The organism is Kineosporia sp. A_224 (assembly GCF_002198655.1).
GTDB lineage: Bacteria > Actinomycetota > Actinomycetes > Actinomycetales > Kineosporiaceae > R-H-3.
The window spans coordinates 1-11,231 of record NZ_MWLN01000095.1 but is presented as its reverse complement, the minus strand read 5'-3'; the positions used below and the strand labels follow the sequence as shown (position 1 = coordinate 11,231).

At 68.3% G+C, this 11,231-nt stretch carries 12 protein-coding genes and 1 other RNA gene; 2 read left to right on the top strand and 11 right to left on the bottom strand.

Features of this window, described 5'->3' with window-relative positions:
- Positions 1 to 1,208 (top strand): hypothetical protein (locus tag EDJALFJO_RS34105; RefSeq protein WP_158220329.1); only part of this gene is annotated, 1,208 nt, incomplete at its 5' end.
- A gap of 238 nt (positions 1,209 to 1,446) precedes the next feature.
- Here EDJALFJO_RS34105 and EDJALFJO_RS07625 read toward each other — a convergent pair.
- The 11 genes from EDJALFJO_RS07625 to EDJALFJO_RS07575 form a co-directional block, all read right to left on the bottom strand.
- On the bottom strand, positions 1,447 to 3,162 hold the full coding sequence (locus tag EDJALFJO_RS07625) for a tetratricopeptide repeat protein (RefSeq protein WP_158220328.1): 1,716 nt from the start codon (positions 3,160 to 3,162) through the stop codon (positions 1,447 to 1,449).
- A gap of 59 nt (positions 3,163 to 3,221) precedes the next feature.
- Positions 3,222 to 4,277, bottom strand: coding sequence for a protein kinase (locus tag EDJALFJO_RS07620; protein WP_088283793.1), 1,056 nt, complete (start codon positions 4,275 to 4,277; stop codon positions 3,222 to 3,224).
- Complete coding sequence (locus EDJALFJO_RS07615; RefSeq protein ID WP_088283790.1) at positions 4,267 to 4,575, bottom strand: helix-turn-helix domain-containing protein; 309 nt, start codon at positions 4,573 to 4,575, stop codon at positions 4,267 to 4,269. The genes EDJALFJO_RS07620 and EDJALFJO_RS07615 overlap by 11 nt, the downstream gene beginning before the upstream one ends.
- 527 nt (positions 4,576 to 5,102) lie before the next feature.
- Complete coding sequence (locus tag EDJALFJO_RS07610) at positions 5,103 to 5,486, bottom strand: RidA family protein (RefSeq protein ID WP_088283788.1); 384 nt, start codon at positions 5,484 to 5,486, stop codon at positions 5,103 to 5,105.
- Between the two features lie 27 nt (positions 5,487 to 5,513).
- The gene (locus EDJALFJO_RS07605) at positions 5,514 to 5,996 is read right to left on the bottom strand and encodes an NUDIX hydrolase (protein ID WP_088283786.1); all 483 of its coding nucleotides are present in this window, start codon (positions 5,994 to 5,996) and stop codon (positions 5,514 to 5,516) included.
- Positions 5,997 to 6,017: 21 nt separating this feature from the next.
- Positions 6,018 to 7,154 (bottom strand): FAD-dependent oxidoreductase, encoded by a 1,137-nt coding sequence (locus EDJALFJO_RS07600; RefSeq protein ID WP_088283784.1) that lies wholly within the window; start codon positions 7,152 to 7,154, stop codon positions 6,018 to 6,020.
- Positions 7,154 to 7,678, bottom strand: a complete 525-nt coding sequence (locus tag EDJALFJO_RS07595; protein ID WP_233149738.1) for a GNAT family N-acetyltransferase — start codon at positions 7,676 to 7,678, stop codon at positions 7,154 to 7,156. The genes EDJALFJO_RS07600 and EDJALFJO_RS07595 overlap by 1 nt, the downstream gene beginning before the upstream one ends.
- 51 nt (positions 7,679 to 7,729) lie before the next feature.
- Positions 7,730 to 7,826, bottom strand: an RNA gene (gene ffs, locus EDJALFJO_RS07590) — signal recognition particle sRNA small type.
- Positions 7,827 to 7,834: 8 nt separating this feature from the next.
- A complete protein-coding gene (locus EDJALFJO_RS07585; protein WP_198950100.1) occupies positions 7,835 to 8,116 on the bottom strand; it encodes a HepT-like ribonuclease domain-containing protein in 282 nt (93 codons plus the stop codon).
- The gene (locus EDJALFJO_RS07580; protein WP_088283780.1) at positions 8,113 to 8,631 is read right to left on the bottom strand and encodes a helix-turn-helix domain-containing protein; all 519 of its coding nucleotides are present in this window, start codon (positions 8,629 to 8,631) and stop codon (positions 8,113 to 8,115) included. The genes EDJALFJO_RS07585 and EDJALFJO_RS07580 overlap by 4 nt, the downstream gene beginning before the upstream one ends.
- Positions 8,632 to 8,737: 106 nt before the next feature.
- A complete protein-coding gene (locus tag EDJALFJO_RS07575) occupies positions 8,738 to 9,265 on the bottom strand; it encodes a GNAT family N-acetyltransferase (RefSeq protein WP_198950099.1) in 528 nt (175 codons plus the stop codon).
- A gap of 76 nt (positions 9,266 to 9,341) precedes the next feature.
- Here EDJALFJO_RS07575 and EDJALFJO_RS07570 point away from each other — a divergent pair.
- The coding region (locus EDJALFJO_RS07570; RefSeq protein ID WP_143448363.1) for a DNA polymerase III subunit gamma and tau at positions 9,342 to 11,231 on the top strand (1,890 nt) is incomplete at its 3' end.

The window sequence follows — 11,231 nt, the reverse complement described above, 5'->3', positions numbered from 1 at the left end:
CCCGCAACCCCGAGGCCGCGCTTCGGCAGGTACAGAGCCTGTTTCGGCGTGCACGTCCTAGCGGTGCCGACTCAACCGGTTTTGTGATGTCCCGGGGTATCGGTCGTCCGGACGGCTCGATTCACATCCTGGTACGCCGGGATGAACGCGACGCAGTCGACCAGGCGACGAAACTGCTCGAGTCCGACCTGCGCTTCGAACACTTGAAGAAGCCAGAGGATGAGGTCTGGAAGTTCATTGGTGACTGTCTCGCGGACAGAACCACAAATCACGTCCCCCTCTTCGTCGGGCGATGCGAGAGGGAGGTCTCTTCTGTCGAGTGCCTGCTCGTGGTCGAGGATCTAACGGTAGAGAGTCGCACGAATGTTGGTGCCATGACACTTATTCCGAGCACTGACCCGATCGCACTGGGCGAACTGGCCGACTTGGCCTTGCCTCGCGATTGGTGCGCTGCCCTGGTTGTCGTCCGTGGGACCAATTCTTCAAGGATATCTGAGCGCGCTCGCATGGCTGTAGAGAAGGGACTCAGTGCACTGCGTGCCGTATATCGACGTCGGATACAGGATGGCCAGCTTCGATTTCGACTCAACGCGCACATGGCTTTCGTTGGTATTGGGTTCGGCTTTCATATGCCTCCAAACACGGCTTGGGGACTGAACATCTCGAGCTTCTCCGTTGACCCTGAGGACGTCAGCCTGTTCGATCTCGCGATCAAAGAGCCTGCTTGCGACTTGGAGAGAGCCCTTCAGTCCGCCCTTGAATGGATGGATCGCGCAACTTTTGCTGGTGACCCAGTGGTTGAGGTCCTCTTCCTGTGCTTCGCTTTGGAGTCCCTGCTCGGTGACAAGTCAGACGGACTGAAGGCGTACAACCTGGCTATTCGCCAGGCTCTCCTAAGTCACTTGGTCAATGGTCACTTCCCGCTTCCGAATCGGACCCTCGCAATTTACGAAGATGTGCGATCGAGTGCTGTCCACGGCGGCGTTGTTGATGGCGTTACGCCGGAACTCGCGAGGAAATTTCAATGGTCTACCGTTGAAACCATCAGAGATTTTGTTAAGTATGCCGAGACCACGGGTGCGCGGAAGGTCTCAAGACTCGTGCGATCACTAGATGAAAGCCCAGATCGTGCCCTGCTACTTGATTGGATTCGTGAGCACGGCGGCGAGGACTGGAAGTCCTTTTTCGCGCAGCTGCGGCAGTCTTAGCCCTGTGCATTGCAGCCGACATTCGTCGGCTGACCGGCACTCGGCTGCGCACTCGAGCGGACGCACTGGATAGCAAGGTATCGAGTACCTGATGGAGTTTCGGCGGGGAGTGGCCAATCGGCGCGAGCGCTGCGGCGTGCGCTAATCGCGCGAGGTCAACCAAGTTACTCGTCCGCTTGTGATCCTTGCAGACTGCTCGCTTGCCCAGTGCGCTCTGCTGTACCCCAAAATTGTTGCTTCACTCGACAGATAGTGGCCAAGGCCAGCCGTTGCGCAAAGCAGCTTGCTGAAGCATCACGAACGCCGGAATCTGCGCCCATGATGCAGGGAGCTCTACCTCCGGCAGTAGCCCAGCTCGCAGGTCTTGAGGAACTTCACTCGCTCCGAGAAGCCCAAGAACCCGCAAGCCGAGCGCCTGATACTGCACCATCAGCGGGAGAGCTTCAGCGGCGTCTGGGGCACTAGCCACCATTTCGGATGCGTGTCGATATAGCCGGAGACCGCCGGAAACGTCGCCAGCTGCAATGGCAACCAGGCCGCTCGTAGCCTCCAAGCGGTAGTCCCACTCGTCGGTCATGGATAGCGCTCGACGTGCCAGCTGAGACTCGCGCGCAAGTGCCAGACAAAAGGCGGACTGGTTTGCGATGAAGGGATTTGACGGCGCCCTCCGAAGAGCCTTCTTCGCGAGAGTGGCGGCAGCTCCCCAATCGTCTCTGACGTGCCCTAGGAAGCCCATGTGTGTAAGCACTGCGTTCCAATTTGATGGCTCAGCTTTAAGCCAAAGATCGGAAAGTCGCAGCGCTTCTTCGAAGTCGCATCCCAAGAAAGCGTGCTGAACGCGAACAGAGAACGGAGCAGTACCGCTACCGACAAACGGTGCCAGGACTTCAGCGTCCCGGGACCGCTCCAATTGTGCCGTCAGAAGGTGCAGGATCGGGCGGCTGGTCGGATGATCCGCCAGAAGTCTCTTGTACTCGGCAATCGCGGCGATCCGAGTCCTTCGGCCGAGGAGCAGTTCCAGGTGGGCGATATTCGCGCGAATCTCTGCGACGAATACGTCACTGCGTTCCTCGTCGTCGCATTGAAGCGCCCGTCGCATCAATGCCAGTGCCCGGTCGTGCTTCCCATCTTGGCTAGCGATCGATGCCTCTTTGGTCAGGAGATCCGCCGAGTCCTGAACGCCTGACGCTCGAAGCGCGCGAATGACGTTTCGGACCTCTTCCCACTGGTCAGCGTCGATCAACAACTCGATTAGCTTAATGCCAAAGTCGCGCCGGCCAGGAGTCAGTCGCACGGCGCGGCGGGCGTAGCCCACGGCCTTCTTCAGCGCGCCAAGCTGCCGACACGCCTCGGCGGCGTTAATCAGCGCAATGGAGTCCTGATCGTTAATTGCTACCGCGCGGCGGAACTGACGCAAGGCTCTCTCTGGCTTACCGAGTTGCAGAAGCACGTATCCATGGAAGCTGGAGTTCTCGTCATCCCCTTGCGGTGATTCGAGAATTGATAGAGCTCTGGAGAAATCCCCTCTCTGTGCAGCGATCTCAGCGTGGAGAGCGGGGGCTGATTCTACGGGGAGGTCCTCGAGCGCCGTCAGTATCGTCTCAATCCCGTCGAGCTGAATAAGAATCTGAGTGCTCAGTGCAGCAACAGCTCGAGGAAGATTCCCTGCGCGGGCGGCAGCAACAGACAGCGAGAAGGCCTTAGCAGCGCAGAGCTTCGCGGAATCGAGGTCGCCTGAGAGCCGGTGTGCAGCTGCCGCTCTCGCCCATGCGGCCGCGGAATCTTGATGCTGCTCAGCAAAAGCCTGACTGCGAGCGGCCTCGGCGCTTGTTCGTGCCCGCCACTTTCCTACCAGTGCGCTTGCTTCTGTTGCAGAGATGTTGGGGGCAACGCCCTGGCGATGCGGCGCGACCGATTCACCGGATCTGGTCGGGGATACCGGTCCGAGAGGCATGCCTGCAGGGGCAACGTCTGCAATGCGGGTTGTGGGCGACAGGACTCCCATGGATGGCATCATGCGCTCCTGACACGTCGGCGTTCCCGGGATACCGCTAGACGGGACACCAGGATGTCGCACCGTCGCAGAAGCCACTCAAGGTTGAAGTTCTGCCTAACCATTCGCCCGCCCTGCCTTCGAAGCGGAGCTCGCTCGCCGGGGACGGGATTGCTGAGCTGTAGGAGCAGGTTTGTGAGGTCTCCAGCGATCGTTCTGGGCAGCTCCTGCCGAAAGAGTTCTGCTGCCGAAGAGAAGTTGGTGCGCAGACCAGACAAGTCAACTTCTTGTCCGAGCCGGAGATTGTGTAGATTCTGTTGGAAAATATCGGGGCCAGGCCCCAGGGCGACACTGGTCAAACCTACGCCGCAAACAAGTTCGAAGAGGAGTGAGGCAAGCCCGTACAGGTCCGCTTGGCGCTGAGCCTCTGGAGTGTCCTTGCCCTGCAAGAACAGGAACTCTGGAGGGGCGAAGTTGAAGTCGCCGCGCCCAGCCATGTACTCGTGGATGTGATGAATGGCGGGAGAGGCCAAATGCCGTCCTCTCCCCAGATCGCCAATCTTGCAGATCGTCTCATTGTGGGCGGCCGGGAAGAGAAGGAGATTGTTTGACTTCAGATCGCGGTGCACGATCTGGCGCATGTGGAGTTGGTGGATCCCTAGGACGGCGTCGCGCCACAACTTCAGTCTCTCCATCAGAGAGACGCGATCCCGATGGGCAACCAACTTCTCCAGCGAGCCCCCGTCGGCGAGTTCGAGGGTGTGGAAATGAATGGAGATCGGCACAGTTATGCCGCCCGTTAGTTGGGCATTGACCGTGTGCACGCCTGAGTCGAATATGGAGACAACGCGACTAGCACCAAAAGCCCGCCTGAGCAGGTCTCCTTCACGCTGAAACTCGGCGGTCGCGTCTGCGTCGCTGACTGGAGGCAGCAATTTTACGGCGGCTCTCCGAGGGGCGCTGGAGCCGGCACCCTCGAAAACTAGGCCAAAGTTTCCGCCTCCCAGGTAACTGACCAGGGTTCGTCCACCAATGACGGCTCCGGTTAGGGACTTCTCCCATGCGTCACTCGTCATTGTCTGTATTCCTGTACTTCTCGCGAAGCGCTTCTATCTCCTCGGGGTGTTCGCGAAGGATCAGCAAAACGTCGTGTGGCACGCGACCCTCCGCGAGCGCAAGAAGATCTGTGGTCACGCCGTAATAGTTGGCGATTCGGCTGCTGACCTCTGCGCCGAATCCGCGCTCGCCGCGTTCGAGTCGAGACAGAAACGACGGAGTAAGCCCCAGGTCGGCGGCAGCCCCACGCACCGACTTGCCGCGCTGCTCTCGGAGCTCGCGCAGCAGTTCTGCTGCTGTCATGTAGGCGTCCCCCATTCGCGTAGCGTACCTGGTGTTGCCTGTCAAGGCAACACGCCGTGCATCTGTTACTGATGGTCACGTCACGACGAAACCGTGTGACGCTGAGTGAGAGTATCCCCTTGGGGTGCGTGAGGGGGAGTGGTTGTCCCGGCCCGAGGCTCGCGCCGACGCGCGTGAAGGGACGATGCGTCGCGTGCCCTGGTCTCAGTTTTGGTCTCAGTCCCCGTGGGTTCGTGGTTGTGTGCGGCCATCCAGGTAGATCGCGGTTCGGCTGTCCGCTAGGCCGGCGAACGAGGCTGAACGGGCATCGCAGAATTGGAAATCGTGTTGGTGTAAAAGCCTCAGGGGTTCAAATCCCCTATCCTCCGCTGCTGCGAGAGCCCCCGGGACGTTCTTTCCCGGGGGCTCTCGCAGGAATTGGGCAGAGTGATTTGAGGAGGAGCGGCGAGGGGCGAGCCGCGACGGAGTCCCCCATCCTCCGCCCGCAGCCGATCCCGAACCCTCACCGGCGTCGCCCTTGCCAGCGTGTCAGCCGGCAGCCCTCACCCCCCGACGTGCGCCGTCATCATGATCGACACGAGCACTCCCGGCAGGTCGACCCCGAGCTTGGCGACGGCCCGGGTCGGCAGGTCGCTCGTGAAGACCTCGGCGTACGCCTCGTTCATCCCGGCGAAGTCGGCCGGGTCCGACAGCAGCACGGTCACGTGCGCGACGTCCGCCAGGGTGCCGCCGCCGGCCTCGACGACGGCCGTGCAGTTGCGCAGCGCCTGCCGGGTCTGGTCCTGGATCGTCGGGCCGGCCTGCTGCCGGGTCACCGGGTCGACGCCGACCATGCCCGAGACGTAGATCGTCGACCCTGCGCGCACGCCCTGGCTGTAGAGCGGGGACGCCGGGGCGTCCGGGGTCGTGATGATCTGCTTGGCCATCCCCGGACGCTACGCCTCGTGCGCGTCTCAGTGATGCAGGAGCCCGTGGACGGCTACTGGTTCCGGCCGCCCCGTCGGCGGACGGCGACGGTTCAGGTCCATCGCCATCTCGAGGTTGACCGCCCGGGGCAGCGTCGGGACGTCGGCGGCCGGGTGCCACTGCGCGATATCGGTCGACCCGCCGACCTCGGGGCGCAGGCTGCCGCCGACGATGTGCACGCGGTAGAAGTGGAAGACGGCGTGCAGGTCGCCGAACCGGGCGTGCGTGAAGCGCTCGGCGGCCGGGACGCGGTGCGACCCGACGCCGATGAGCTCGTCGACGACGACGTCGTAGCCGGTCTCCTCGAGGAGCTCGCGGACGACCGCGTCGCACGGGTCCTCGCCGTGGTCCACCCCGCCGCCGGGCGTCGTCCACCACGTGCTGCCGTCGGGGGCGACGTACCGCGCGAGCAGCACCTGCCCGTCGACCTCGCACACCCCGTACGCCGCGAGCCGCGTCTGCTGTGTCATGCGGCCATCGTCGCGGACGCGTCAGCCGGTGAACCGGGCCAGCCGGAACCGGTCGACGTCCGGCCCGACGTCGCGGCCCTCGACGAGGTCGGCGAGCCAGCGGCCGGCGACGGCGCTGAACTTGAAGCCGTGACCGGTGTCGCCGGTCGCGACGACGACGCGGCCGTCGGCGACGGTGTCCATGACGAAGTCGCCGTCGGGGGAGTCGGTCCACGTGCAGACCTGGCTCGGGCCGGCGACGGGGGCGTCGAAGCCGAGACCCTCGACGTAGCGCAGCATCCTCGTCCGCTCGTCGTCGCCCGGGGTGCGGTCGGTGTCGGCCGGGTCGAAGGGGCGCAGCGCGGCGCCGAAGCCGAGCTTGTAGCCGAGGCCGGGGGTCGGCATCGCGTAGACGCCCCCGGAGTCGCCGCCGTCCGCCGGGTCCTGGTAGCCGTCGAGCAGACAGGGCAGGGCCTCGGCGTCGGGCCGACCGGTCACGTGGGTCACCTGTCCGAGCGCCGGCAGCACCCGGACCCCGACCCCGAGCGCGTCGAGCAGCGGCTGCGCCCACGGCCCGGCGGTGACGACCGCGGCGTCGACGTCGAGGGTGCCGGTCGTCGCGCCGTCAGCGCCGGGGCGGGTGTCGCCGAGCGTGAGCCGGACGCCGTCCGGCCCGGGGTCGACCGCCCGCACCCAGGAGCCCGTCGAGAGCCGGCCGCCGGCGTCGGCGAGCAGCCCGGCGTGGGCGAGGAGCGAGTCGGCGGCGAGGACGACGCCCGCCTCGGGCTGCCAGACCGCGTCGACGCCGTCCGGGCGCAGGCCGGGGAAGAACCGGCCGACGTCGGCGGCGTCCACCCAGGTGTGCTCGACGCCCTCGGCCGCGACCGACGCCGCGAGCCGGTCCGCGCGGCGGTCCCGCCAGAGCAGCCCGCACGTCGTCCGCAGCGGTCGCCCGACCCGCTGCTCGACGCTCGCCCAGGCCCGCACGGACTCCTGCTGGAGCCGGATGTCGGCCCGCTCCATGTGCGCCAGCCGCCAGATCCGGGTCGGGCCGGACGACGACGAGGCCGCGTTGGCGACCCCGAACGCGTCGAGGACCGTGACGTCGTGCCCGCGTGCGGCGAGCTCGGCGCCCGTCGGGAGCCCCCACGCGCCCGCACCGATGACCGCGACCTTCATCACGCCTCCTCGTCCGGACCGTCGAGGGCCCACAGCTGCTCGCCGTCGTCGTCGAAGGTGCCCGTGGCGAGCAGCCCGATCTTCTGCGCCACCTTCTCGGAGGCCGTGTGCTCGGGATGGATGTGGGCGACGAGCCTGCGCACCCCGGTCGAGAGCAGCCAGCCGGCCATCGCCGTCGCCGCCTCGGTGGCCAGCCCGAGGCGCTGGTGCCCGGTGCCGACGACCCACGCCACGTCCGAGGTCGCCGCGGCCGGGGTCACCGTCGCCTGCACGGTCCCGACCGCGGGGCCGTCGCCCGGCTCGTCGCCGGACGCCGTCCGCAGCCGGACCGTCCAGTTGTGCCAGACCTCGCCGGCGTCGTCCGGGCCGGGCCCCGCGATCATCCGGCCGAACCGGTCGCGGAGCCGCTGCACGGACGGCGGCTCGCCACCGATGAAGGTGTAGAGCGCCGGGTCGGCGAGCACGACGGCCATGTCCTCGGCGTCCTCGACGCGGAGCGGGTCGAGGCGGAGGCGGGCGGTCACCAGTCGCGGCGTCGCCGTCATCCCGAACCCTCCCGGCACACGTCCCGGCACAGAAAGGACCCCCCGCACACCCGCCAGAGCCTGCCTACCCTTGCTGCCTTCCGGCCCTGGGGGAGTTCAGCGGGATGACGCCGCACGAGGGGTCTGGCAAACACTCTATACGCCCGCGGACGGCGCGCTGTCCGTCGGGTCGGCGGCGCCGTCGGACACATCGGACGGCGTAGGTGCGGTGGCTCGGAGCAGCTCTGCCACCGCCCGCTGCAGCACGGGGAGGTCGTCCGTGGCTGTCCGCAGGACGACGTCCTGCGCCGTGGCGAAGTAGCGGTGCGCGAGGTGGTCGCGCATCCCGTCGTCGACCGGCCCTCGGGCGAGATGCTGCTCGATGGCGGCTGCAGCGACGGCGATGTCCCGCAGCCGACGGGTGTCCCTGTAGCTCACAGCGCGATCAGCTCCGGGGTGATGGTCTCCCGGACGTCGTCCTTGAGAGCACGTTCGGGGACCAGGTCGACCTCTGCGCCGAGGAGCCCCTCGAGCGCGGCGCGAGCCCGGCCCACCGCGAACAGGCCCACGTCGTCCGCGAAGTCGGCGAGGAGGTCGACGTCGCTGGACGGCCCTTCGTCGCCCCGGGCGACGCTGCCGAAGACGCGCAGGTTGGTGATCCCGTGCTGGGCGGCGGCCGCCTTCAACGCCTCCCGGTGTTCCTCGACGCGGCGCCCCAACGGCCCGCCGAGCGGTCCGCGGTGTGCGGGAACCGGTTCCACCTGGACGACCAGGTCCATCCCCGAGGCACGCACGAGGTCCATGAGCGTCGGCAGCGCGGGCTGCCTCTTGCCCGACTCGTAGGCGCTGATGACGCTCTGCGTCACCCCGGCCCGGCGGGCGAGCTCGACCTGGGACAGGCCGGCCCGGGTGCGTGCCTCCTTGAGGAGGCGGGCGGCGAGCTGTTCGATCATGCGGCGACGATATAGCGGATCGTCGATATAGCGCAATGTAGATATCGCGTATTGTCGATAGTCCCGGTCGTCGACGGCACCCGCGCCGCCCGGCCCTGCATAACAGTCAGTCGTCCCACACCACGGGGGTCGTCGTCCCGCTCTCGTGGTCCCGGCGGAGCAGTGCGTAGATGACCGTGTCGCGGAGCGTGCCGTCCGGCGCCGGCCAGGCGTCCCGGTGGTGGGCCTCCTTGACGAAGCCGCAGCGGCGCAGGACGGCGCGCATCGCGGCGTTGTCCTGCCGGGTCGCCGCCTCGATCCGCAGCACGTCTGGGTGCCCGGCGAGGACGAGGTCCACGAGCAGCCGGACCGCCGCCGTCCCCAGACCCTGGCCGCGCACCGCACCGGCGATCCGGACGTCGATCTCGACGGTCGGGTCGCCCAGGTCCAGGACTCGCACGAGACCGACAGGGCCGCCGTCCCGGAGCACCCGGTAGGACGCCGAGCCCCCGTCGTCGTCCGCCGCGAGCCGCCGCTCCACGGCGGCCGCGTCGGCGGCTCCGTCGGCGTGGAAGGGCCACGACTCGCGGACGAGCCAGGCCGCGACGTCCGGCCGGTCGCCGGGCGTCACCGGCGTCAGGCGGACATCGGCCACCGGCCCACGGTAGATGTCGGACCGCTCCTGTGGACGCCGCCCCGCGATGTCCGACGACGGGGTTAGGGTGCTGCGCGTGTCCACTGCTCTGTACCGCCGCTACCGGCCGGAGACGTTCGCCCAGGTCATCGGCCAGGAGCACGTCACCGGTCCGCTCATGGCGGCGCTGAGCAAGGACCGGATCAACCACGCCTACCTGTTCTCCGGGCCCCGCGGCTGCGGCAAGACGACGAGCGCGCGGATCCTCGCCCGCTGCCTGAACTGCGCCGAGGGCCCGACGGCGACCCCGTGCGGGGTGTGCGACTCGTGCCGTGACCTGGCCCGCGGCGGCGGGGGCAGCCTCGACGTCGTCGAGATCGACGCCGCGAGCCACGGCGGCGTGGACGACGCCCGCAGCCTCCGCGAGCGCGCGGTCTTCGCGCCCGCCCGCGACCGGTTCAAGGTCTTCATCATCGACGAGGCGCACATGGTCTCCACGCAGGGCTTCAACGCCCTGCTGAAGATCGTCGAGGAGCCGCCGCCGCACATCCGGTTCGTCTTCGCGACGACCGAGCCGGACAAGGTCATCGGCACGATCCGCTCCCGCACCCACCACTACCCGTTCCGGCTCGTCCCGCCGGAGCGGCTGCAGAACTACCTGGCCGAGCTCTGCACCGCCGAGGACGTCGAGGTCGGCCAGGGCGTGCTGCCGCTCGTCGTCCGCGCCGGTGCGGGCTCGGTGCGCGACTCGCTCTCGGTGCTCGACCAGCTCATCGCGGGCGCCGGTCCGGAGGGCCTGACCTACCCGCTCGCCGTCTCGCTGCTCGGCTACACCGACGCGACGCTGCTCGACGACGTCGTCGACGCGCTCGCGGTCGGGGACGGCGCGACCGTGTTCCAGGTCGTCGACCGGGTCATCGAGTCCGGGCACGACCCCCGCCGCTTCGTCGAGGACCTCCTCGAGCGGCTGCGCGACCTGCTCGTCGTCGCCGCGGTGCCGGACGGCGGCCACGCCGTCCTGCGGGCGCTGCCCGCCGACCAGCTGCGCCGGATGCAGGAGCAGTCGGGCCGGTTCGGCCGGGCCGAGCTCTCCCGGGCCGCGGACGTCGTCAACGCCGCCCTCACCGAGATGACCGGGGCGACGTCCCCGCGCCTGCAGCTCGAGCTGCTCTGCGCCCGGCTCCTGCTGCCCGCGGCCGAGGACGCCGAGCGCGGCCTGCGCGCCCGCGTCGACCGGATCGAGAAGCGCCTCGGCGTCGTCACCCCCGGCATGCCGCTCGCCTCGCCCGTCGGCGGCGCCGACCGCCCCGAGCCGGTGCGGGCGCCCGCCGACCGTCCCGCGGCCCGTGCCGAGCGGCCGGTCGAGCGGCCGGTGGAGCCCGCTCCCGTCGAGCGTCCGGCGCCGGTCGTCGAGCGGTCGCAGGCCCCGGACGACGCACCCGCCGCGCCGTCGGTCACCGCGGATGCCCCTGCCGCGCGCGTCGACGAGCCGGCGGCACCGGCGGCGCCGCCCGCCGCGCGCGCAGCCGAGCCGGACGGCTGGGGAACGCCCCCAGCCGCCGCCCAGGCGGCGGCCGACGCACCCGCCCCGGTCGCGGCGGGCAGCCGCAGCGGCGGCCCCGACACCGCGACGGTCCGGCGGCTCTGGCCCGACGTGCTCACGGCGCTGTCCGGCCTCAAGCGGGCGACCTGGTCGCTCGTCTCGCAGCACGCGCAGGTCGTCGACTACGACGGCGAACGGCTCATGCTCGGCTTCGGCTCCCCGGGGCTCGCGGCGACCTTCGGCCGCGGTGCGCACAGCGAGTTCCTCCGGCAGGCGCTCATCGAGGTCGTCGGGCTCGACTGCGCGATCGAGGCCGTCTCCGGCGACCGCGGTAGCATCCGCGCGCCTCAGGCCCCGGCGACCTCCCAGCAGGCGCCGTCCCACCAGCCCGCCGAGCAGCCGGCCGCTCAGCCGCCGCCCGCTCAGCAGCCGGCCCCTCAGCAG

Excerpts from the sequence above, each read along its gene's own strand:
- EDJALFJO_RS07625 (WP_158220328.1), bottom strand. The coding sequence starts at position 3,162 with ATGCCTCTCGGACCGGTATCCCCGACCAGATCCGGTGAATCGGTCGCG.
- EDJALFJO_RS07620 (WP_088283793.1), bottom strand. The coding sequence starts at position 4,277 with ATGACGAGTGACGCATGGGAGAAGTCCCTAACCGGAGCCGTCATTGGT.
- EDJALFJO_RS07615 (WP_088283790.1), bottom strand. The coding sequence starts at position 4,575 with ATGGGGGACGCCTACATGACAGCAGCAGAACTGCTGCGCGAGCTCCGA.
- EDJALFJO_RS07610 (WP_088283788.1), bottom strand. The coding sequence starts at position 5,486 with ATGGCCAAGCAGATCATCACGACCCCGGACGCCCCGGCGTCCCCGCTC.
- EDJALFJO_RS07605 (WP_088283786.1), bottom strand. The coding sequence starts at position 5,996 with ATGACACAGCAGACGCGGCTCGCGGCGTACGGGGTGTGCGAGGTCGAC.
- EDJALFJO_RS07600 (WP_088283784.1), bottom strand. The coding sequence starts at position 7,154 with ATGAAGGTCGCGGTCATCGGTGCGGGCGCGTGGGGGCTCCCGACGGGC.
- EDJALFJO_RS07580 (WP_088283780.1), bottom strand. The coding sequence starts at position 8,631 with ATGATCGAACAGCTCGCCGCCCGCCTCCTCAAGGAGGCACGCACCCGG.